This window comes from Spiroplasma endosymbiont of Colias croceus, from assembly GCF_964020095.1.
Taxonomy (GTDB): domain Bacteria; phylum Bacillota_I; class Bacilli_A; order Mycoplasmatales; family VBWQ01; genus Spiroplasma_E.
In genome coordinates this window covers 1,742,629-1,765,157 of sequence record NZ_OZ026536.1, presented here as the reverse complement: position 1 = coordinate 1,765,157, position 22,529 = coordinate 1,742,629, and the positions used below count along the sequence as shown (strand labels likewise).

Here is a 22,529-nt window from a genome sequence, read left to right as displayed (position 1 = left end):
ATTTACTAGAATTAATTAAACATAGTTATTTTTGTAAGTTACACAGATTACTAAACATTACCTTTTTAATAGTAAACTATAAAATATTACAATAAGTATTTTGATTACTTGTTGAAGTTTGATTTTGTAAATCAATTGCATTTATTTCATTTACTAATAATTTTGTTTTTTCAATTCTTTTATTGATTTCATTTATTTTTTTCTTATCAATCTCTAATTGAGCAAGTTTTAAATTTATTTGTAATTTTTGATATGGATTTGGTTCTCTAAAGTCAATATTGGTTGTTATTTTTTGTACTTCATTTGCTAATTCTTGAAGAGATTTAACTTCAAAATTATTTTTATTGGTTGTAACATTAAGAATAGTAGGTAATCCAAATTTATATCGTTGCTTTATTTCTTGTTCATAAATTTCATAGGCTAATCTTTCAACTATTTTTGGGTGTTTGTTTTTAGCAGCTATTGTTAAAGCTGTATCACCATTTTCAATGGTATCTAGTAAAAGATTAGCATAGTTATAATAACCATTTGTTTTTAAATATTTGGATATAATTATTTGTCCATTAATATTATTTAATATTCAAGGATCAGGTCTATTTTTAACTATATGATAAATATCAACACCATTATCTATTAAGATGTTAACTACATCTAAATGACCATTTTGCGCTGCTCATATTAAAGCGGTTATATCATCGCATATATAATTAACATTGCCACCATTTTTAATTATTTTTTTAATTACTTGTAGATCACTGATTTTAGCAGCTTTTATTAAATTAATATTTTGAATATCCATTTTTTTCTCCTTATTTGATTAAAAATAACAAACTCACTTACTTTAAAATGAAGTAATAAGTTGAAAAACTTGTATTAAGTTTATGCAGATTTTAACATATTATTGGTTTTAATATGTAAAAAAATATATTATAATTTTTCCCAAATTATTTATTATTAATTATTGAAAAAATAATGTTTATTTTTTCTTTTTTAATATAAATTTTAGAAATAAAATTTATTTTTTTATTTTATTTCTAAAAAAGTTGATTTTAAGTGTTTTAAATAGTTTTGTATTAAAAACAATAACTTAAGAATAACCTAGCAAGATAAAATGATGTTAAAATTAACTTGTAATATAAGTCATTCAAGAATTGTAGGGGATAGTATGAAATATATAGTTAATTTAAATGTTCGTTCTAATTATTCATTTCTTTCATCAACTATTAAAATAAGTGATTATATTGAATTTGCTAAAAAAAATAATTTAAAAGTTCTATCTTTAGTAGATAAAAATATAATGTATGGTGCTTATGAATTTTGTAATTTATGTATAGAGAATGATATTAAACCATTAATTGGTTTAAATTGCGTTTGAGAAAGTGCTACTGATAAAGTTGAATTAACTATTATGGCAACTTCATATGCTGGTTATCAAAGATTAATAGAGCTTTCTACTATTATTAGTACTAATAATAATATTGTTACTACTAATGATGTAAAAAAATATCTTAATCAAACACGTGAAGTTTTAGTTATTATTCATGCTAATAATAAAAATATTAGATATATTAAAAATAATTATGATATTTTAAATTCAACAGGTCATGAATTAGTTTATTTTGGTTTAGTACCTAGTGATATGGATAATATTACTTTATTAAAATCGATTACATCTAATATTATTCCAATTGATTTGGTTTTATATTTAGATGAAAAACAACATCGTACTTATCAAATTTTACAAGCTATTAAAGAACAAAAAACATTAAAATCAGAAGATTTATCAAAAAGTAATGACTTTTTATATAAAACTAAACAAGATTTAATGCAACATTATCCAAATGAAATTATTGAAAATATTGAAAAGGTTATTTGACTATGTAATTTAAAATTTCCTAAAAATAAGCCAAATAGTGCAGAATTAAGTTTACCAAAATTTACTTGCCCTAATAATCTTACTAGTAATTTATATTTGCAAGAATTATGTAAACAGGGATTAGAAGCGCATTTTCAAAGTCGTGAAATTCCTGAAACATACGTTAAAAGAGTTTTATATGAATTACAAGTAATTAATGAAATGGGTTTTGCTGATTATTTTTTAATTGTTAATGATTATGTTAAATTTGCAAAAAGCAAGAATATAATGGTTGGACCAGGTAGAGGAAGTGTTGCTGGTAGTTTAGTAGCATATGTTTTAGCAATTACTGGTGTTGATCCTATTGCTTATAATTTAATTTTTGAAAGATTTTTAAATCCAGAACGAATATCATTACCAGACATTGATATCGATTTTGAAGATACAAGAAGAGATGAAGTTATTAATTATATTCATCAAAAATATGGCAAAGAACATGTTGCATATATTGTTACTTTTCAAACAATTGCTAGTAAAATGGCAATTCGTGATTTGGGAAGAGTTTTTCAAGTTAATATTGAAGATATTAATGAAATGACAAAATTAATACCAATTCAATATAATTTTGAAATAGATATGGCTATTAAACAATCACCAAAATTAGCATGATATGCAAATAAGTATCCTTTATTGTTTACTTTAACGAAAGAAATTCTTGGTTTTCCACGACAAACTAGTACTCATGCAGCAGGAATCGTTATTACAAGAGCACCGTTAGTTACTGCTATTCCATTACAACTAGGATTTCAAGGTATTTATCAAACGCAATTTCCAATGCAAACCCTAGAAGCTCTTGGTTTAATAAAAATGGATATTTTAGGATTACGTAATTTAACTATTTTGCAAAATATTTTACAACAAGTAAGCAAACATTATTTTTTAAATTTAAAATTATCTCAAATTCCTTTAAATGATGAAAAAAGTTTTAACATTATTAAAAATGGTGATACAACCGGTATTTTTCAATTGGAATCTTCAGGAATGCGTCAAATTTTAATTAAAATGAAAGTTGATAACTTAGAAGATATTATTGCTAGTTCTTCTTTATTTCGTCCTGGACCACAAGAGTACATTCAAGATTATATTAATCGTAAATTAGGAAAACAAAAAGTTACGTATATTCATGAAGATTTAAAACCTTATTTAGCATCAACTTATGGCATTATTATTTATCAAGAACAAATATTATTAATTTTACAGAAAATTGCTGGTTATTCATTAGGAAAAGCTGATTTAATTCGTCGTGCAATTAGTAAAAAAGATACTACAGTTATGAAAGAACAAGCAAACTCATTTATTAAAAGTGCTGTTAATAGAGGTTATTCACCAAGAGTTGTTAAGAAAATATGAGAAGATATTGAAAAATTTGCTCGTTATGGATTTAATCGATCTCATGCTGTCGCTTATTCATTAATTAGTTATTATTTAGTTTATTTAAAAGCAAATTATCCATTGGCATTTATGGTGTCGTTATTAAGTAGTGTTATTGGTAATGATCAAAAAATGTTACAATATTTGAATGAATGTCAAAAATATCAAATTAAAGTTTTACCACCATCAATTCAATTTTCTGGCATTGATTTTTTAATTGATGGTGCTAAAAAAGCTATTCGTTATAGTTTACAAGCAATTAAGCAAATGAGTCAAGGTAGTTGTAGTAATCTTATTAAAGAACGTACTAGTAATGGATTTTTTCAAGATTTTTTTAACTTTTGTGCTCGGGCAATATTTATTGGTTTGAATCGTAAAAACATTGAACATTTAATTGCTGCTGGTGCGTTAGATGATATTCAATCAAATCGAACAATGTTATTATTAAACTTGGATGCTGCATTAGAATATGCAAATATGGTGCAGGTAAAAGATGAAACTAGTGGCGAATTATCATTAAATTTTAATTTAATTGCTAAACCAATTATGTTACAAAGAGAAGATGATTGAAATAATAATAGTATTAATGAACATCGTGCATTAGGACTTTATTTAAAATATAATCCTAAATTACTATGAAAAGAGCAATTAGATCCTCATAATAAAGCTATTGATTTAGCATATATTAATAATTATGTTGATCAACATGTTAGAGTATATGGAGTTATCAATAATATTAGAGTAATTAAAACTAAAACTAAAAAATTAATGGCTTTTTTTGAAATGCAAAATGATAGTAATGTTATTGAAGTAACGGTTTTTGAAAAGTTATATCAAATATACCAAGAATATTTACAAGTTAATAAAGTAATTTTAATGGAAGGAAAAGTAGAAATTTATAATGATAATATTCAGTTAATTTTATCAAGAGTAATTAAAAATTTATAGTAAGCATATAATTTTATCTATGCTTACTATATTAAATAATAAATATAATCAATAGTTTTTAAATTTCTTACTTTAATTTCTAATAATAAATAAAAAATTAATGAACATAGTAATTATTAATAATTTCACAATTTTCAATAGCATCTCAAAAGTTATTATCTGCTTTTTTTATTTTTAAATAAATATTTAAAAAGATTAGTAATATAGTTATAAATAATAAAATTGGACTTAAAATTATAGCAAAAACAATTCCAATTTTTAGTTGTACTAATGATTTAAGATTATAGTTTTCAACAATATTTTGGAAGAGGTAATGTTTACAAAAATATAATTTATTATTAGTTAACATATAAATTAGACCATGTTCTTTTATTAAATTAAAACCATTTTCTTTTGTTATTATTTCTTGTTTTCGATAATAATTATAGAAAGAAGGAATATATTTTATATCATTTTTTATGTTAAAAAACTTTATTAAGGTTAAAGATGTAAATATAACCAAAATAGTTAAAATCAATAGTGATAGTGTTATTAAATTTATTTTTTTAAGTTTCTGAATTTTCATTTCTAAAAATCTCCTTATATTTTATTTATAGGTTAATTTTATTTTGTTAGGAAAGTATTATAATATATTTTTTATTAAATAAAATTAAATTATGAAATATTTATATATAATATTTTAATAATGATTTGCTATTATTTTTTTGTTTTTTTGTTATATTATAAGTAGTAATATTTATTACCAATTTACGATGAATTGCAAAGCAACGAGCATTAAAATTCCAATATATTTATTTAAAATTTCAGTTTATTATTTTATTTTAAAGTAACTGTTTTTCGTTTAAAGGAGCACACATCACCATGGCAATTAAAGATGTACAAAGAGATGGTAATTGTTTATTATGAGCAGTAATCGTTTCATATTTAGAACAAGTTAAAACTAATAAAAACCAATTTAAAACAACATATAAATCGCTTTTTGGTATAGAATTCGGTTGAGAACGAATTTTTAATTTTGCTGATTTTAATTTTGCTGATAAAGAAAATGAAAAATTAGTTAAAGTCTTTCGTAATCGTATTTGTGATTATATTGAAACAAATTTAGATACAAAACGTCCAAATAATAAAGCTAATTTTAGATTAATGTTATTAGATAGTGAAATTAATAAAAAAAATAAAGAATTATATCCTAACAATAGTGAAGATACACAAATAAGAAAAACTTTAGAACAAATGAGAAAAAATGGTGAAATAACAGGTTCTGTTGAAATTGAAGCAATTTGTAATATTTTAAATTGTGATATTATTAGAATTAATGAAGATTTTGATATTGCAAGTAGGGAAAGATTTGAACCAGATAATGTAATTGCTAATAATGAAGTGAAGTTATACTATCAAGCTCGACATTATCAATATTTTTCAAATGTTACTAATCAAACACCAGCAAAAAGAAATGAGGAAGAAACTACAAAAGTAGTAACACCTTCATTTGAAGTTAATTCAGGTAATAATAGTTTTCAAGAAAGTATTTCATTTCCAAGAGAGGAAAGTGCAGATTTTTTAATTAATGCTAGATTGAAACTTAAAAATCAGTTGTCTGATAAAGAAATTAATGAAGAAACACAAAATGCTATAATTGATATTTTTATTGAAGATATAATTAAAGTACCAGCACATCAAAAAAATGAAATATTAGAAAAATCTATTTTTGAATTAAATAATCAAGAACAATTATTTACAAATCCTAATCTTGTTTTTGAATCATTTATTAAACCAATAATTAATGGTTCAAAAAAAGGAGATCAACAATTATTAAAAGAAATTACTAATACAAATACTAATTAATTAGTATTATCACTTTTGTATTTATTGATTTGTTATATTAATAAAAAATAACCAAATATTTGGTTATTTTTAGTATATTTTTAAATTTATTTTACTTGGTATTTAATAGTTGCATTTATATTAAAAAAAGAATTTGGTAAATGTTTGTTTTCATAATCATAATTATGTAAATTTCCTCCCACATTATTAAGTTTTAATTCTTGATTATCAGTAATTATCATTTGTTCTGGTTTAAAACGAAAATAAATTCCTTGTTCCATTAATCCAATTTTATAATGTGATATTCTAATTTGTCTGACATAATTTTCCAATTTTGTAAAAATTTCTTTTTTATTTGTTTCTGTAGGTTTTACATCTATAATTCAAGGATCTATTTTAGAACCTATTTAAGACATATTCCGTAATTAAATTTTTTAAAAGTCAATTAATAATTTTAAAATTTATTTTATAATTTTGTTATTAACAATAAATTTAGAAAAGTGTTGATAAAAATGATTTTTGAAAATTTAAAAAAATTAAAAAATGAAGAATTTTATAGATATTTTGGTATAAAACGTTTTCATTTTAATGAAATGTTAGAAAAATTAATTGAAATAGAAAAATTAGAAAAAAATAAAGGTCGAAAAAATAAACTTTCAGTAGAAGAAAGATTAATGATGACTTTATTATACTGAAAAGAATATTATACTTTTTTTCAAATGAGTATTAAATCTAAAATGAGTCCATCAAGTTGTTTTCGAAATATTACTTGAGTAGAAAATAAACTTAGTAACCACAAAGATTACCAATTTTTAAAAGAAAGATATAAATTAAAAATTGATAAAAAACAAGAAAATTCAAATGAATTTCAATTTTATTTAATTGATTCAACTGAGATTGAAATTGAAAGACCAACTAAAAAAAACTACAGTTAGAATATTTTTCTGGTAAAAGTTGAATGTATTCTATAAAATTTCAAATTGTATATGATTTTTTTAATAAAAAAATTGTTGATATTTTTGCTGATAATGGTAAAGTGCATGATTTTCAAATATTAAAAAATTCAAATCTTGAATTTTCAGAAAAAACAATAATTATTGGTGATTTAGGATATCAAGGTATACAAAATATTTATAAAAATACAATAATACCAATTAAAAGAACTAAAAATAAAAAATTAACTAAACAAGAAAGAAAATACAATAAGATTGTATCTAAAATTAGAATTAAAGTTGAACATGTCTTTGCTTGATTGAAAAGATTCAAAATTTTAGTAAATAAATGTAGAAAATCTAAATTTAGACTTATGTACTTAAGATTTAACTTACTTTGTGAAATTTTTAATAAAATAAAACCATTAAAATAAAAAAAATATTTTTAATATTTTTTTAAAATTTAAATTTTTATCGAGTTAATATAAAAATATTATTAACAATTTTTTGTTTAAAATGTAAACTCATTTTTTAAACTATTTTTTCAAAAAATATTTATTTCTATATTCAATAACACTAAATAGTTTTAAAACAATTTTATTGACAATTAATTAAATTTAATTACGGAATATGTCCTTAGAATCTTGGGAGCGTGTCGAAGATGTCGGTAACTAAAAAGTTTTAAAAATAGCTCCTTTCTTTTTTTACCCTTGAATTAAAAATAAATGACAAAAGACGAGAATAAAAATCTTGTCTTTTTTTGTAATTGTAAAATTTTAAAATTTTTAATAAACCTCTTTAACGCTATTATCAACACGTGTTAGGGAACTAAAAAAGTGAACTACAACACAGTTGTTAAAAATAGTAGCTAGCATGTGGACTTGCATGGATAAATAAAAAGTGGAGTGATACCTAATAAATTATACTAACCAGTAATGGTAATTCTTGGGGTGGGAGCGAATTGGAAACTAGTATATATAGACCTGTTGTAGGAACCTATTAGACTTCTTGCAAAACTATGATATTAATCACATTTTTTAAGTTTAAAAATTTATTTTAATAACACTTTTAATATTTTTTAAAAATTATTGTTCAAAATATGTTTTATTTTTTGTCATTAAAATACAACAAAAATTATTATTTCAAATAAAAAAATAAAATATTAAATTATCAAATATATTTAAATTAATAATTGTAAATTATAAATTGAAGCTATTAAATTAAATCTTAATGCAAATTTTTTTCTTCTATTTCGATATTTTTCACTAATAATTTTAAATTTTTTAAGAATCGCAAAAACATGTTCAATAACAACTCTCATTTTTGAAATAGCCTTATTATTTTTCTTTTCTTCTTTAGTTAAAGGGTTTTTCTTTGATTTTCGTTTAGGTAATAAGACATTTTTATGTATGTTTTGTATACCTTGATATCCTAAATCTACTAAAATAGTTGTTTCTGATAAAAATTTTGTTTTTGAATTTTTTAAAATTTTAAAATCATGATTTTTACCATAAGAAAAATAAGAACTTATAATTTTTTTACTATCTTTTTCAATTATGACTTGAGTTTTTATTGTATGTTTTTTCTTTTTTCCTGAATAATATTGTTTTTGACTTTTTTTGGGCGTTGAATAGTACTTTCAGTCACATCAATGATAACTGTTTTATCTTTAAAATTATTATTTAACAGTGATTTTTGCCCATCAAGTTGTTGAAAATCAGGATGTTTTATTAAAGTATTTTCTATTCACTTGATATTCCTATAGCAACTACTTTCACTAATTCCATAACTTTTAGCAATATGAAAATAAGTTCGATACTCTCTTCAATATTCTAAAGTCATTAATAAACGATTTTCTAATGATAATTTATTAGGTGTACCACCATTTTTAAACTTTTTTACTTCTTCTGTCTTTAAAATTTCTAGAATTTTATTAAAAATAATATCATTTATACCAGTTAATCTTAATAATTCTGGATTGTTAATAGTTTTTAATTTATCAAACATCATAGATTACCTATCTTTTTTATTTTTTTTGAAAAAATTTTTGAGCCCAGAATTTCTGGAATGAATAAAACGAATAGTAGTATTATTAATAATCTAAAAATTAAAATATATGTTCTTTATGCTAGAAGCAACAGAACATATTAGAAAAGGATTATTATGCAAATAGAATTTAAAAAAGAACAAATTGTTAAAGATAAACCACAATCTATTCTTATTGATTATGGTGAATATAAATTACAATGTCCAAAATGAATGGTTAAAAACAATAGTTTTATTGTTGATGATAAATATACATATTGAGTTTTTAATTTAGAAAACATTAAAAAAGAAATAAATGGTCAAGAATTATTAAATTTATTACAACCATATATTAAAGACCAAAAAATAACTGTTAATAAACCAATTGCTCCAAAAGAATATTATCTTAATGATATAAAACTTGAACCATTAGAATTTTATGAACATCATAATAGTTGATTTATGGGTGAAATAACAGATAACAAAACTAAAATTACTAATCCTTGTTTTAAATATAACATTACGTGAGAAGAAAACAGAAAAGGTTTTAAAATAAATAATCCATATAATCATAATGATTTACCAATTAATTATATAGTTGCTTCGTATAAGGAAATTTCAACTCATAATGAAAAAGTATTTTTGTTGAACATGTAAACAACATAAATTAGATTATTTATTCTTTAATACTAATGATATAAAAACAAGAAAATATTTTTTAAGAGATAAAAATAGTAAAGCAATTTGTTATGACTGTATTTTAAATATTAGGTTAAGTAGGAGGTATAAATATGGATAAAGAAAAACCATTTTCTGTTAAAGACCAAGAAATTATTAATGAATATAATAAAAAAGGTAGTAAAGAAATAACAGAAGAACATTTAAATAATATAGAAAAATTAAGAGAAGATTTTAAAAAAGAAATTATTAATAAATATAAAGAAAAATTAAAAAAAGATTTTAAAAAAGAAGTTATTAATCAATATAAGAAAAATTTAATTTGTTCATTAAATATATTTTTAGGTCATTATATAGGACATATTCCGTAATTAAATTTAATTAATTGTCAATAAAATTGTTTTAAAACTATTTAGTGTTATTGAATATAGAAATAAATATTTTTTGAAAAAATAGTTTAAAAAATGAGTTTACATTTTAAACAAAAAATTGTTAATAATATTTTTATATTAACTCGATAAAAATTTAAATTTTAAAAAAATATTTTTAATATTTTGAGGCTTTTATGTAATCTGTGTATCTTTGTTTTACAAAGTACTAGTTTAGATTAATTCTATCTTCAAATTTTATCATAAAATGAGCAATTGCTGTATTTCAATTTTGAATGGGCATTGTTCATTTTTTTGTTATATTTTCAATTGCTAAATAAAATATTTTAAAAACTGCCATATCATTAGGAAAAACTTTTTTATTTCTGATAACTTTTCGTAATTGACTATTTACAGATTCAATAGCATTTGTTGTATAAATAACTCTTTTGATTTCTGTAGGATAACTAATAAAAACCATTAAATTATCTCAATTTTTATATCAAGATTTAGCAATTTGAGGATATTGTTTATTTCACTTATTTTCAAAGGATTCTAAAGCCTGCATTGCTTGTTCTTCACTACATGCAGTATAAATTGGTTTTAAATCTGCAACTAGAGATTTTCTATGCTTATATGAGACATATTTCAAACTATTTCTAATTTGATGAACTATGCATAATTGATGTTCTGTTTTAAGATAAACTGATTGTATTGCTTCTGACATGCCTGTTAAATTATCACTGCAGGCAATAAGAATATCATTTAAGCCACGATTTTTCATTTCTGTTAAATTTGCTAATCAAAATTTAGCACCTTCATTTTCACTAATTCATAAACCTAAAACATCTTTTTTACCTTCTAAATCAACTCCTAAAGCTATATAAACTGATTTATTAATAATCCTTTTATCTTGTCGTACTTTCACTACTATGCAATCAAAATAAACAATCGGATAGACACTTTCTAATGGTCGATTTTGCCATGCTTTTACATCATCAATAACATCATCAGTAATTTGACTAATAACACTTTCACTAATATCAGCACCATGATATAACTCTTGTAATTGCATTCTAATATCTGATAATGTCATACCTTTTGCATATAAAGAAAGAACTTGTTGATCAAAACCATCAAATCTTCTTTGTCTTTTTGCAACTATTATAGGATTAAAATTACTATTGCGATCTCGTGGTACATCAATCTCAATTTTACCTTGTTGAGTTATTATTTTTTTTGAACTTATACCATTACGAGCATTGTCACTATTACTATGTTGATTCTTTTCATATCCCAAATAATTTTGCATCTCAGAATTCAACATTTTTTCTACTAATCTTTTTGTTAATTCTTTATACAATCCTCCCTCTTTAAAAACTGTTGTTAAATCTTCAGTATTTTCTAATAATAAATCTACTGCTTTTGATATTGGATCATTATTATTAATATTTTGCTTTTTAGCCATCTGTAACTCACTCTTTCTAGTCATTTAATTATATTTACTACAATTAATTAAACATAGTTATTTTTGTAAGTTACACAGATTACTAAACATTACCAATATTTTTTTTATTTTAATGGTTTTATTTTATTAAAAATTTCACAAAGTAAGTTAAATCTTAAGTACATAAGTCTAAATTTAGATTTTCTACATTTATTTACTAAAATTTTGAATCTTTTCAATCAAGCAAAGACATGTTCAACTTTAATTCTAATTTTAGATACAATCTTATTGTATTTTCTTTCTTGTTTAGTTAATTTTTTATTTTTAGTTCTTTTAATTGGTATTATTGTATTTTTATAAATATTTTGTATACCTTGATATCCTAAATCACCAATAATTATTGTTTTTTCTGAAAATTCAAGATTTGAATTTTTTAATATTTGAAAATCATGCACTTTACCATTATCAGCAAAAATATCAACAATTTTTTTATTAAAAAAATCATATACAATTTGAAATTTTATAGAATACATTCAACTTTTACCAGAAAAATATTCTAACTGTAGTTTTTTTTAGTTGGTCTTTCAATTTCAATCTCAGTTGAATCAATTAAATAAAATTGAAATTCATTTGAATTTTCTTGTTTTTTATCAATTTTTAATTTATATCTTTCTTTTAAAAATTGGTAATCTTTGTGGTTACTAAGTTTATTTTCTACTCAAGTAATATTTCGAAAACAACTTGATGGGCTCATTTTAGATTTAATACTCATTTGAAAAAAAGTATAATATTCTTTTCAGTATAATAAAGTCATCATTAATCTTTCTTTTACTGAAAGTTTATTTTTTCGACCTTTATTTTTTTCTAATTTTTCTATTTCAATTAATTTTTCTAACATTTCATTAAAATGAAAACGTTTTATACCAAAATATCTATAAAATTCTTCATTTTTTAATTTTTTTAAATTTTCAAAAATCATTTTTATCAACACTTTTCTAAATTTATTGTTAATAACAAAATTATAAAATAAATTTTAAAATTATTAATTGACTTTTAAAAAATTTAATTATGGAATATGTCTATAGAACAATACAAAAAAGAAAAAGAAACATTTTATCAAAATCAATTAAAAGGTTCAGTTGATATTATTGAATTATTAATTAATAAAATAAAATCCAAAGAATTTGATTAATAATTCAATATGATTTAATTATTGGAATTGACCCTGCTGGTATTGGTAATAACGGAATTGTTATATATTCAAATGAAACTAATAATATTGTTTTTAATGAAACATTCAATACATTAACTGTTTTATGAACTAAAAATATTTATAAAGAAAAATTTCAATTAATTAAAGAAAAATTTATTGATAAAAAAATATTAGTTATTGTAGAAAATTTCTTTTTAAATTCAAAACAATTATTAACTAATCCATTAGCAACTCCTAAAATTATTGGTTCATTAATGGTATTAGTACAAGATGTTTTCAACTGAGATTATTTCGAAAATCACCCAAAAAATAAAACTAAAATAGAAAATTATAAAGGAAATATAAAATTAACAAAACATGAACAAGATGCTTTTAAGCATATTAAATATTATTTAAAAAATCATAAAAAAATTGAACATCTAGAATAAAGTAGACACAGAATTGTAACCTTTGTGTTAAAAATACTTTAAGGAAGGTGTTAATTTTTTTTATGGCTAAATGACTATCAAAAGAAGAAAAGTTAAAAATAATAAAAATAAGTAAAATTAAAACGATTGATAAAACTGCATTAGAATATGGTATTGGCCGATCATCAATAAAAGAATGAATTAAAGCATACAAATTATTAGGTGAAGAAGGTTTAGAATATGGCAATGGAATTCGTGCTAAAAAAACCAAAAGAACAGGTCGAACCAAATCTTTAAATTTTAATGAAATGACAAAACAAGAATTAATTCAATATATTGAGGTAATGAACGATATAAAAAAGTATTTAGAAAAATCGACAAAAAAGAAGAAATATTTTCTGATTTTCTCCTTGAAGAAAAAATATCAGATTAGTTATTTATGTTGATTTTTAAAGGTTTCAAAATCAGGATATTACAAATGAATTAAAAACGGAATGAATGAATTTAATAAATGAGATAAATTTTTAGCTAAAATAATTAAAAATATTTTTTATGAATTTAAAGAAATTTATGGTTATAAAATGATAACTTTATTAATTAACAAAATTTATAATTTAAAATTAAAATTTCATGTTGTATATAGATATATGAGAAATATGGGTTTAAAAGCTAAGGTTTGCATAAAGAAATTTGATTATAAAACTAAATCAGGAAGTTTAAGATATGATAATTTATTAAATCGTGATTTTTCAACTACTGATTTAAATCAAAAATTAGGTACTGATATAACTTATTTATTGACTAATGGTAAAACATATTATTTATCAATTGTTAAAGATTTTCATAATAATGAAATATTAGATTATAAAATAAGCGCAAGTTTAGATATGACATTTGTTGTCCAAAACATTATTCAAGCTTGAGTTAATGCTCAAAAACCTACTTCATGAATTTTACAATCAGACCAAGGATTTCATTATACAAATCCTTCTTATAAAACCTTATGTGACGAATTAAAAATAAAAATTTCGATAGACATATTCCGTAATTAAATTTTTTAAAAGTCAATTAATAATTTTAAAATTTATTTTATAATTTTGTTATTAACAATAAATTTAGAAAAGTGTTGATAAAAATGATTTTTGAAAATTTAAAAAAATTAAAAAATGAAGAATTTTATAGATATTTTGGTATAAAACGTTTTCATTTTAATGAAATGTTACAAAAATTAATTGAAATAGAAAAATTAGAAAAAAATAAAGGTCGAAAAAATAAACTTTCAGTAGAAGAAAGATTAATGATGACTTTATTATACTGAAAAGAATATTATACTTTTTTTCAAATGAGTATTAAATCTAAAATGAGCCCATCAAGTTGTTTTCGAAATATTACTTGAGTAGAAAATAAACTTAGTAACCACAAAGATTACCAATTTTTAAAAGAAAGATATAAATTAAAAATTGATAAAAAACAAGAAAATTCAAATGAATTTCAATTTTATTTAATTGATTCAACTGAGATTGAAATTGAAAGACCAACTAAAAAAAACTACAGTTAGAATATTTTTCTGGTAAAAGTTGAATGTATTCTATAAAATTTCAAATTGTATATGATTTTTTTAATAAAAAAATTGTTGATATTTTTGCTGATAATGGTAAAGTGCATGATTTTCAAATATTAAAAAATTCAAATCTTGAATTTTCAGAAAAAACAATAATTATTGGTGATTTAGGATATCAAGGTATACAAAATATTTATAAAAATACAATAATACCAATTAAAAGAACTAAAAATAAAAAATTAACTAAACAAGAAAGAAAATACAATAAGATTGTATCTAAAATTAGAATTAAAGTTGAACATGTCTTTGCTTGATTGAAAAGATTCAAAATTTTAGTAAATAAATGTAGAAAATCTAAATTTAGACTTATGTACTTAAGATTTAACTTACTTTGTGAAATTTTTAATAAAATAAAACCATTAAAATAAAAAAAATATTAAAAATATTTTTTTAAAATTTAAATTTTTATCGAGTTAATATAAAAATATTATTAACAATTTTTTGTTTAAAATGTAAACTCATTTTTTAAACTATTTTTTCAAAAAATATTTATTTCTATATTCAATAACACTAAATAGTTTTAAAACAATTTTATTGACAATTAATTAAATTTAATTACGGAATATGTCCAAAGAAAAGAAAAATAAAGATTATATTACCAACAAGCATTAAGCCGAAACCCCGCACTCCCAACGATGTTGACAGCACGGGGTTTCGGCTTAATGCTTGTTGGTAATATACTTTTTCACAATTTTGTTTAATAATTAATTATTATAAAATTATGATTAAATAATTAATATTATTATATAATATTTTTCACAAAAAAATACAAAAATAACTAAAAAACTATTTTTTGTTAATTGTATTGTGGAATATATTAGACTTCTTGCAAAACCTATCTATTAAAAATTTAATTTTTAAAATAAAATTAAATTTTTAATAGATAGGTAATCTATGATGTTTGATAAATTAAAAACTATTAACAATCCAGAATTATTAAGATTAACTGGTATAAATGATATTATTTTTAATAAAATTCTAGAAATTTTAAAGACAGAAGAAGTAAAAAAGTTTAAAAATGGTGGTACACCTAATAAATTATCATTAGAAAATCGTTTATTAATGACTTTAAAATATTGAAGAGAGTATCGAACTTATTTTCATATTGCTAAAAGTTATGGAATTAGTGAAAGTAGTTGCTATAGGAATATCAAGTGAATAGAAAATACTTTAATAAAACATCCTGATTTTCAACAACTTGATGGGCAAAAATCACTGTTAAATAATAATTTTAAAGATAAAACAGTTATCATTGATGTGACTGAAAGTACTATTCAACGCCCAAAAAAAGTCAAAAACAATATTATTCAGGAAAAAAGAAAAAACATACAATAAAAACTCAAGTCATAATTGAAAAAGATAGTAAAAAAATTATAAGTTCTTATTTTTCTTATGGTAAAAATCATGATTTTAAAATTTTAAAAAATTCAAAAACGAAATTTTTATCAGAAACAACTATTTTAGTAGATTTAGGATATCAAGGTATACAAAACATACATAAAAATGTCTTATTACCTAAACGAAAATCAAAGAAAAACCCTTTAACTAAAGAAGAAAAGAAAAATAATAAGGCTATTTCAAAAATGAGAGTTGTTATTGAACATGTTTTTGCGATTCTTAAAAAATTTAAAATTATTAGTGAAAAATATCGAAATAGAAGAAAAAAATTTGAATTAAGATTTAATTTAATAGCTTCAATTTATAATTTACAATTATTAATTTAAATATATTTGATAATTTAATATTTTATTTTTTTATTTGAAATAATAATTTTTGTTGTATTTTAATGACAAAAAATAAAACATATTTTGAACAATAATTTTTAAAAAATATTAAAAGTGTTATTAAAATAAATTTTTAAACTTAAAAAATGTGATTAATATCATAGTTTTGCAAGAAGTCTATTGTGAATCGTACTGTTAGGAAAATCAAAAAATAAAAATAAAAACATCATGAAAAATGTTTTTATTTAAAATTGTGTTATTATTTAGTTGGAGACACTGGAATGGCAACACTTTTTAGGACTATTTTTTGGTAAACATTTGTTGTTGATATTTAACTGGAGTTAAGTAGTTTAAAGTGCTGTGAATTCTTATATTGTTATATCAATTGATGTAATCAAATAATTCTAATTTTAATTGGATTAATGATGTAAAATTTTTATCATTAATAAATTCGGTTTTAAAAGTTTTAAAAGTTGCTTCAGCAACAGCATTATCATAAGGACAACCTTTTTTACTTAAAGAACGGTTAATGTTGAATGCTAGTAAAAGTTTATCAATAATTTTATTGTTAAATTCATTACCGCGATCACTATGAAATATTTGAATATCTTTTAAACAGCGATTTGATTGCATAAATGCTTGATGTACTAATGATGCATCTTTTTTAACTCCAACACTATGTCCGATAATTTCGCGGTTAAATAGGTCTATTAATAGGCAAATATAGTTTCACCTACCATTAACTTGTACATAAGTTAAATCACTAACAATAACTTCATTTTTAATCCTATTCTTAAATTTTCTATTAACAAGATTAGTTATTTGACTATTGTTAACTTTGTTATTATGATTTTTGAATGATAATTTAGTATATTTTGATATTAAATTATGTTCATTCATAATTTTTTTAATTTTTCTGTGCGATAAATAAATTTCTTGGTTTTCTAGAATTTTTTTTAATCTTCTAGTACCATAAACTTCTTTATTTTCTTTAAAAGCACTAATAACAGCTTCATCATAAATATTATTTTTGATTTTATTTTCTTTTTTCTTTAAATTAAAATAATATGTTGATTTAGATATTTTTAAAAAACGACACATTGTGCGAATTTTATATTTAGCTTTATTTTTGACAATAATTTCTATTTTCTGCCTATTATTAGTGCTGCTTGCTTTAAAATATCATTTTCCATTCGTAATTGCTTTAATTCTTTTCTTAATTTAATTAATTCATTTTCTTCAAAAGAACGATTATCTTTAGTTTTAAAACTTCCTGAATTACTAAATTGCTTAATTCAATTGTAAGTAACTGCTCTTGTAACATTATATTCTTTAGCAAGGCAAGATACTGATTTGCCACTTTGATATAAAGCTACTATTTGTTTTTTAAATTCATCGGTATATGAGTTAATATTGGCCATAATTATAGTTCCTTTCTTTTAACAAATTTGTTTACTTGTCTACGTAATTAGTGTCCAATAAATTGTAACCCATCCATTCATTATAAAGAACCATAAAAATAGACGACCATAATTATAGTCGTCTATTTACATTAAAAAATTTTCTTTTTAACAAAACGTTCTTTTTTAAATAATTTCCAAAATAAAGTTCATCTAGAACTTAAATTCTTTACAAATCTTTTCATAAAAAATCAACTCCTTGAAATAAATTTAAATTTAAAATTCCTTAAAAATTCCTTAACTAGGAATATTTACATTTTAATAAATTCATATATTTTTTTCAACTTTTTTGATTAAACGTCAAATTAAAAATAAAAATTACTTGATTTTTAATATTAATTTGGTTTAAAATAAATTTGTAATTAGCAATCTAATAACTTAATTGCTAATTTAAGAAAAACGGAGGTGTTAAGTATGAAAAATGAAATTTCACAAACAAAAAAGAAATTAGATGTACAAAACAATTTTTCTAGACGTAATTATTTAACTGATATATTTGATAATTTTTTTAATGATATTATAGATTTTTCTTATCCTTTAACTTCCAACAATGACGGAGAAAGAACATTTTTACCAAAAACAGATGTTTTTGAAAATGATTCTGAATACTGTTTAGAAATTGAATTACCTGGTGTTTTGCAAGAAAACATTGATTTAAAAATAAATAATAACGTTCTTACAATAGAAGCGAAAAAAGAAGATGTTAATGAAAAGAAAAATAAAAATTATCATATTCAAGAAAGATATTATGGTTCATTCTCTCGCTCTATTAATTTACCATCTAATATAAGTGAAGAGTCTATAGATGCTAATTTTAAAAATGGTATATTAATTGTTAAGATACCTAAAAAAGAACAAACAAAAACTAAAAAAATTACAATTAAATAATTCAAAAAAACTAGTCAATTGACTAGTTTTTTAATATTTATTTTTTTGTGATTTATTATTTTTAATATTATAAATTTGAATATTACTTTTTAAATTTTGGTATCTTTTTTTAGCTTCTTGAACTGATTTTTTAAAATCAACAATTTCTTCTATATTTTTTGTTCTTGATAAAAAATGATTAATATAAACAAAATTAGGATCATATTTAATTTGTTGTAAATAAGGATTAAAAATCCTAATATATTGTTGAGCATCAAATCCTGTTCCTGCTACTCATTGTCATGAACATTGATTAACAATTGGATCATAATCAATTAATTTTTGAGCAAAATATTTTTCTCCTCATCTTCAATCAATATTTAAATTTTTTACTAAATAAGAACCGCAAATCATACGTACACGGTTATGCATAGTACCATAATTATTTAATTCATTCATCCCAGCATCAATTAAAGGAATACCAGTTTCTCCTTTGCATCATTTTTTAAAATTTTCTATATTATTATCCCAAATAATATCATTCATTTTTTTAATTCAATTTGTTCCAAATTTTCATTTTTTTTCTATCATAGCATTATAAGTTGCTTGATAGAAAAAATCTCTTCATATCAATTGTCTAGAAAAACTATTATCAAAATAACCAAATCTTTGAATTGCTCAAAAATGAACTTCACGAATAGAAACTATTCCATATTTAATGGCTGTACTAATATTAGAAGTACTGTTTTTAATTAAATCAATTTTATCACGTTGATTTTGATAATCTTTTGATAAACGAGTAACAATAATTTCTACTTTTTCTCTTGTTAATGGTAAATTAAAGTCATTATCTTTTAAGTTTTTAATATCTTCACAATTTGGTAGCTTCATAGCTCGAAATTTTGGAGTTTTTGATATTGTAATATTAAATTTATTTGTTTTAATTGCATTTCAATAAGGAGTAAAAATTTGATAAAAACTACCATCATCTTTTTTTATTTCATGAGGAGAAAAAAGCATATAATCATGAAATTCACGATAAATAAAACCAATTTCTTTTGCTAAATTTTTTAATTGTTGACTTCTTTCTAGAGCATAAGGGCTAAAATCTTTATTAGTGTAAATTTTATTAATAATTATTCCTTGATTAACTAAATCTCTGATTGCGTTTAATTCGTTTTCTGCTTTTAAAACATTAATATGAATTATTTTATTTAATTGTTTTAAACAAAAAATCATTGCTTGAAATGACTTTAGATTAAAAAATTTATTATTTTTAATTTGTTCATTTGTTAGGATAAAAATTAAATAAATTTCTTTTTCTTCTTTTGATAAAGCAATTAAACCTTTGTTATCATATATACGAAAGTCTCGATGTAAAATAAAAATATTCATTTTTTTATTATAACCTTTTTTTATTCATAAAAGTTTATTTTTTCAAGAATATTAATTATTTCAGTTTTGAAAATTGTATAAAAATAAAAAAAGTTCCTAAATAAAAATTTGGAACTAAAGTTTTTAGGGATTATTTGAAATTTGTGTTTATGTTTAAATTTTATATTCATTTTTTTTAAAATTATTTTGTTCTATAAAAAATAAGAACAATTTAATTATAACATTTTATTTTATAATTTAACACTTATTTATGTAATATATATTTTTAAAAAGGTTTTTAAAACTTGCTGTTTTGTCTTTAAATAAAGGTCATATATGACGTTTATTTAATTATTTATGTTCGGTTTCGTTTTTATTTTCAAATTCTGATTTTGCAATTGGTTTATTTTTATTTTCACATGAACCAGTTTTACATTTTCTATTTTTAAATTTTTCTTTTAATTTATTAAACATTTGTTTTTACCTCAGTTTCTTTTTGAATAATTGCTGATTTAATTGTTTGTTTGTAAATAGATTTTGGTTGAAATTTTGGTGAGTAATGTTCACTCATTTGTAAAGTTTGACCAGTTCTAGGATTTCTAACAGTTCTTGCATTCTTTTTAACAATCATGAATTTTCCAAGATTTGAAATATCAACAAATTCACCAGTTGAATTTTTAGTGATGATGATTTCTGAAAGTTTATCAATGCACTTTTCAACATCTTTTTGATTTAGATTAATTTCATTACTTATTGCTTTTACTAATTCTTTTTTATTCATATTATCCCTCCAAAAATTTTAATTTTAATATTTTTATCTTATTCTTCTTCTTTTTTAAGAATTTCGCGGTTAGGATTTTGTTCGGCTATTATTTGTTTATAAATTGTATCACGATATTTTACACAACCATCAATAACATTATCTAAAGGGTTTTGAGCAATACGTACTTCAAAGATATCTCCTTCATATTTTTGACGAATTAGTTTTGTATTTGATTTATTAGATTTAAATTCAATGAAATATTCTTTAGATAATTCTTCTTTAATGAATTCATCTATTTTTTTAATGTAAGCTCCACCCCCACAAATTGTAATACCTTTACCTTTCTTCTTTAAATCACTAACACTACCAGCAGCTTTTTCTCCAACAGTTCTTAAGACTGTACGAATGGACGGAATAACATGTTCTCTAAATTCAACTTTCATAACATTTTTGCGAATTTCTTCGGCTGTAATTTCAATAGTTTTAGAAATTGACATTGTTTCTCCGGGTTGGGAGTCCAGTCTAGGTAATGAGATTCCCGAAATAGTATACGGTTTTTCATTTTGATATTTCATAAGTGAGCCAACATTTTTGAGAACATCTTCAGCTTCTTTTGTTTCAATTCTTATAGCATGTTTTTTAGCAATATAGTCTTTAATTTTTTGTGTTAAAAAATCTCCAGCACAATGTGTTGTATATGAATATAAAATTGAATCATTATTAATGACAGCAATATCAGTACTTCCTCCTCCAATATCAATACACATAATTGCTGTTCCAAAAATATCTTGTCCTGAACCTAAAGCTGCCATTTTAACTTCTTCTTGTACAAAACCACGAAGTGCTCCTAATTGATGAACAATATTTTCTAGAGCTTCTCTTTGTATTGTATTGATTTCACTTGGTGTAGCCATTAACACAATTAAATTACGATTTTTATCTATTTTTTCTAGTTCTTTAGAATTTTTTATAATATTATTATCAATTTGTTTTGAATTTTTAATTTCAAGTCTAAAATCTTGAAAAATTTTAGCAAGAATACGCTGTAAAGCATCGGGATCAGCAATATTACCATCACGAACTGGACGTTTAATAATAATATTTTCATTGCTTTTATCCATCAATGCTTTTGCTTCTTCACCATAAATAATTATATTTTTTTCATAATCTTCAGCTAAATATGTTGGTGCATCATATCTAAGACCAGTATTAATATATCTAGCTTTAAAATTTTCAGTTCCAATATCTAAAACTAATCACTGATAATCATTTATAGATTTAAGCTTATTACTTTTCTTAATTTCTTTTATTTTTTTAAACATTTTCTTTACCTCATTTTTAAAAAATTTCAAACCCTAAATTTTCTTACTTATAATTTTATCAAATTTACTGAATAAATTTTTAGTAATTATGAAATATGTCTAATAATAAAAGAAGAATCAAAAAAATTATCAAGTTTAAAAATGGAAATTTATAACAAAAATGTAGAAAAATTAAAAAATTTGATGAATTTAAAATTAATAGCTTTGAAAAAATTCTAAGGGTTATAAAATAAACTTACTAAAATTATAAAAAAAGAGATTGCAATTTGA

General features: G+C 21.4%; 23 protein-coding genes. 12 read left to right on the top strand and 11 right to left on the bottom strand.

Annotated features, from left to right (window positions below; genetic code table 4):
• Positions 1-76 precede the first annotated feature (76 nt).
• On the bottom strand, positions 77-799 hold the full coding sequence (locus AACL24_RS10940) for an ankyrin repeat domain-containing protein (RefSeq protein ID WP_339046769.1): 723 nt from the start codon (positions 797-799) through the stop codon (positions 77-79).
• Positions 800-1,165: 366 nt separating this feature from the next.
• On the opposite strand from AACL24_RS10940, the gene AACL24_RS10935 reads away from it, so the two are divergent.
• Positions 1,166-4,234 (top strand): DNA polymerase III subunit alpha, encoded by a 3,069-nt coding sequence (locus AACL24_RS10935; protein ID WP_339046768.1) that lies wholly within the window; start codon positions 1,166-1,168, stop codon positions 4,232-4,234.
• 861 nt (positions 4,235-5,095) lie between these two features.
• Positions 5,096-6,079, top strand: coding sequence for an OTU domain-containing protein (locus AACL24_RS10930; RefSeq protein WP_339046767.1), 984 nt, complete (start codon positions 5,096-5,098; stop codon positions 6,077-6,079).
• 86 nt (positions 6,080-6,165) lie between these two features.
• On the opposite strand, the gene AACL24_RS10925 is transcribed toward AACL24_RS10930, so the two are convergent.
• Positions 6,166-6,390 (bottom strand): hypothetical protein, encoded by a 225-nt coding sequence (locus tag AACL24_RS10925; RefSeq protein ID WP_339046766.1) that lies wholly within the window; start codon positions 6,388-6,390, stop codon positions 6,166-6,168.
• Between the two features lie 180 nt (positions 6,391-6,570).
• Between AACL24_RS10925 and AACL24_RS10920 the strand changes: the two genes are divergently transcribed.
• Positions 6,571-6,993 (top strand): transposase family protein, encoded by a 423-nt coding sequence (locus AACL24_RS10920; protein WP_339045912.1) that lies wholly within the window; start codon positions 6,571-6,573, stop codon positions 6,991-6,993.
• A gap of 23 nt (positions 6,994-7,016) precedes the next feature.
• Positions 7,017-7,424 (top strand): transposase family protein, encoded by a 408-nt coding sequence (locus tag AACL24_RS10915; RefSeq protein WP_339045908.1) that lies wholly within the window; start codon positions 7,017-7,019, stop codon positions 7,422-7,424.
• Positions 7,425-8,170: 746 nt separating this feature from the next.
• Here AACL24_RS10915 and AACL24_RS10910 read toward each other — a convergent pair.
• Positions 8,171-9,000 (bottom strand): IS5 family transposase gene (locus AACL24_RS10910; RefSeq protein ID WP_339045885.1). Its coding sequence is split into 2 segments (ribosomal slippage): positions 8,171-8,604 and positions 8,604-9,000, totalling 831 coding nucleotides; the frame shifts between segments, so codons are not numbered across the junction.
• Positions 9,001-9,153: 153 nt separating this feature from the next.
• Here AACL24_RS10910 and AACL24_RS10905 point away from each other — a divergent pair.
• A complete protein-coding gene (locus AACL24_RS10905) occupies positions 9,154-9,672 on the top strand; it encodes a hypothetical protein (protein WP_339046765.1) in 519 nt (172 codons plus the stop codon).
• A gap of 134 nt (positions 9,673-9,806) precedes the next feature.
• Positions 9,807-10,064: a hypothetical protein gene (locus AACL24_RS10900; RefSeq protein WP_339046764.1), complete on the top strand. Its 258-nt coding sequence runs from the start codon at positions 9,807-9,809 to the stop codon at positions 10,062-10,064.
• 226 nt (positions 10,065-10,290) lie between these two features.
• On the opposite strand, the gene AACL24_RS10895 is transcribed toward AACL24_RS10900, so the two are convergent.
• The 3 genes from AACL24_RS10895 to AACL24_RS10885 all read right to left on the bottom strand — a co-directional run bounded on the left by AACL24_RS10895 (position 10,291) and on the right by AACL24_RS10885 (position 12,487).
• Entirely contained in the window at positions 10,291-11,529 is a 1,239-nt protein-coding gene (locus AACL24_RS10895; RefSeq protein WP_339046650.1) for an IS256 family transposase, read from the bottom strand.
• Between the two features lie 104 nt (positions 11,530-11,633).
• Positions 11,634-12,041 carry a transposase family protein gene (locus tag AACL24_RS10890; RefSeq protein WP_339045908.1) on the bottom strand — a complete coding sequence of 136 codons (408 nt, stop codon included), beginning with the start codon at positions 12,039-12,041 and terminating at the stop codon, positions 11,634-11,636.
• 23 nt (positions 12,042-12,064) lie between these two features.
• Positions 12,065-12,487, bottom strand: coding sequence for a transposase family protein (locus AACL24_RS10885; RefSeq protein WP_339046763.1), 423 nt, complete (start codon positions 12,485-12,487; stop codon positions 12,065-12,067).
• A gap of 488 nt (positions 12,488-12,975) precedes the next feature.
• Between AACL24_RS10885 and AACL24_RS10880 the strand changes: the two genes are divergently transcribed.
• The 5 genes from AACL24_RS10880 (at position 12,976) to AACL24_RS10860 (ending at position 16,473) form a co-directional block, all read left to right on the top strand.
• The gene (locus tag AACL24_RS10880; protein ID WP_339046762.1) at positions 12,976-13,149 is read left to right on the top strand and encodes a hypothetical protein; all 174 of its coding nucleotides are present in this window, start codon (positions 12,976-12,978) and stop codon (positions 13,147-13,149) included.
• Positions 13,150-13,211: 62 nt separating this feature from the next.
• Positions 13,212-14,180: an IS3 family transposase gene (locus AACL24_RS10875; RefSeq protein WP_339046761.1), complete on the top strand. Its 969-nt coding sequence runs from the start codon at positions 13,212-13,214 to the stop codon at positions 14,178-14,180.
• Between the two features lie 83 nt (positions 14,181-14,263).
• Positions 14,264-14,686, top strand: coding sequence for a transposase family protein (locus AACL24_RS10870; protein ID WP_339046760.1), 423 nt, complete (start codon positions 14,264-14,266; stop codon positions 14,684-14,686).
• A 23-nt stretch (positions 14,687-14,709) separates the two neighbouring features.
• Positions 14,710-15,117, top strand: a complete 408-nt coding sequence (locus tag AACL24_RS10865) for a transposase family protein (RefSeq protein WP_339045908.1) — start codon at positions 14,710-14,712, stop codon at positions 15,115-15,117.
• Between the two features lie 526 nt (positions 15,118-15,643).
• Positions 15,644-16,473 (top strand): IS5 family transposase gene (locus AACL24_RS10860; RefSeq protein WP_339046759.1). Its coding sequence is split into 2 segments (ribosomal slippage): positions 15,644-16,040 and positions 16,040-16,473, totalling 831 coding nucleotides; the frame shifts between segments, so codons are not numbered across the junction.
• Between the two features lie 300 nt (positions 16,474-16,773).
• Here AACL24_RS10860 and AACL24_RS10855 read toward each other — a convergent pair.
• Positions 16,774-17,894 (bottom strand): IS3 family transposase gene (locus AACL24_RS10855; RefSeq protein WP_339046758.1). Its coding sequence is split into 2 segments (ribosomal slippage): positions 16,774-17,651 and positions 17,651-17,894, totalling 1,122 coding nucleotides; the frame shifts between segments, so codons are not numbered across the junction.
• Between the two features lie 453 nt (positions 17,895-18,347).
• Here AACL24_RS10855 and AACL24_RS10850 point away from each other — a divergent pair.
• Positions 18,348-18,821, top strand: coding sequence for an Hsp20/alpha crystallin family protein (locus tag AACL24_RS10850; RefSeq protein WP_339046757.1), 474 nt, complete (start codon positions 18,348-18,350; stop codon positions 18,819-18,821).
• Positions 18,822-18,851: 30 nt separating this feature from the next.
• Here AACL24_RS10850 and AACL24_RS10845 read toward each other — a convergent pair whose 3' ends face one another.
• From AACL24_RS10845 to AACL24_RS10830, 4 genes are all read right to left on the bottom strand, one after another.
• Positions 18,852-20,195 (bottom strand): deoxyribodipyrimidine photo-lyase, encoded by a 1,344-nt coding sequence (locus AACL24_RS10845; RefSeq protein ID WP_339046756.1) that lies wholly within the window; start codon positions 20,193-20,195, stop codon positions 18,852-18,854.
• Positions 20,196-20,525: 330 nt separating this feature from the next.
• On the bottom strand, positions 20,526-20,648 hold the full coding sequence (locus tag AACL24_RS10840; protein ID WP_339046755.1) for a hypothetical protein: 123 nt from the start codon (positions 20,646-20,648) through the stop codon (positions 20,526-20,528).
• Positions 20,641-20,955, bottom strand: coding sequence for an HU family DNA-binding protein (locus AACL24_RS10835; protein ID WP_339046754.1), 315 nt, complete (start codon positions 20,953-20,955; stop codon positions 20,641-20,643). Before AACL24_RS10835 ends, AACL24_RS10840 begins: the two co-directional genes overlap by 8 nt.
• 38 nt (positions 20,956-20,993) lie before the next feature.
• On the bottom strand, positions 20,994-22,259 hold the full coding sequence (locus tag AACL24_RS10830; RefSeq protein WP_339046753.1) for a rod shape-determining protein: 1,266 nt from the start codon (positions 22,257-22,259) through the stop codon (positions 20,994-20,996).
• Positions 22,260-22,529 lie beyond the last annotated feature (270 nt).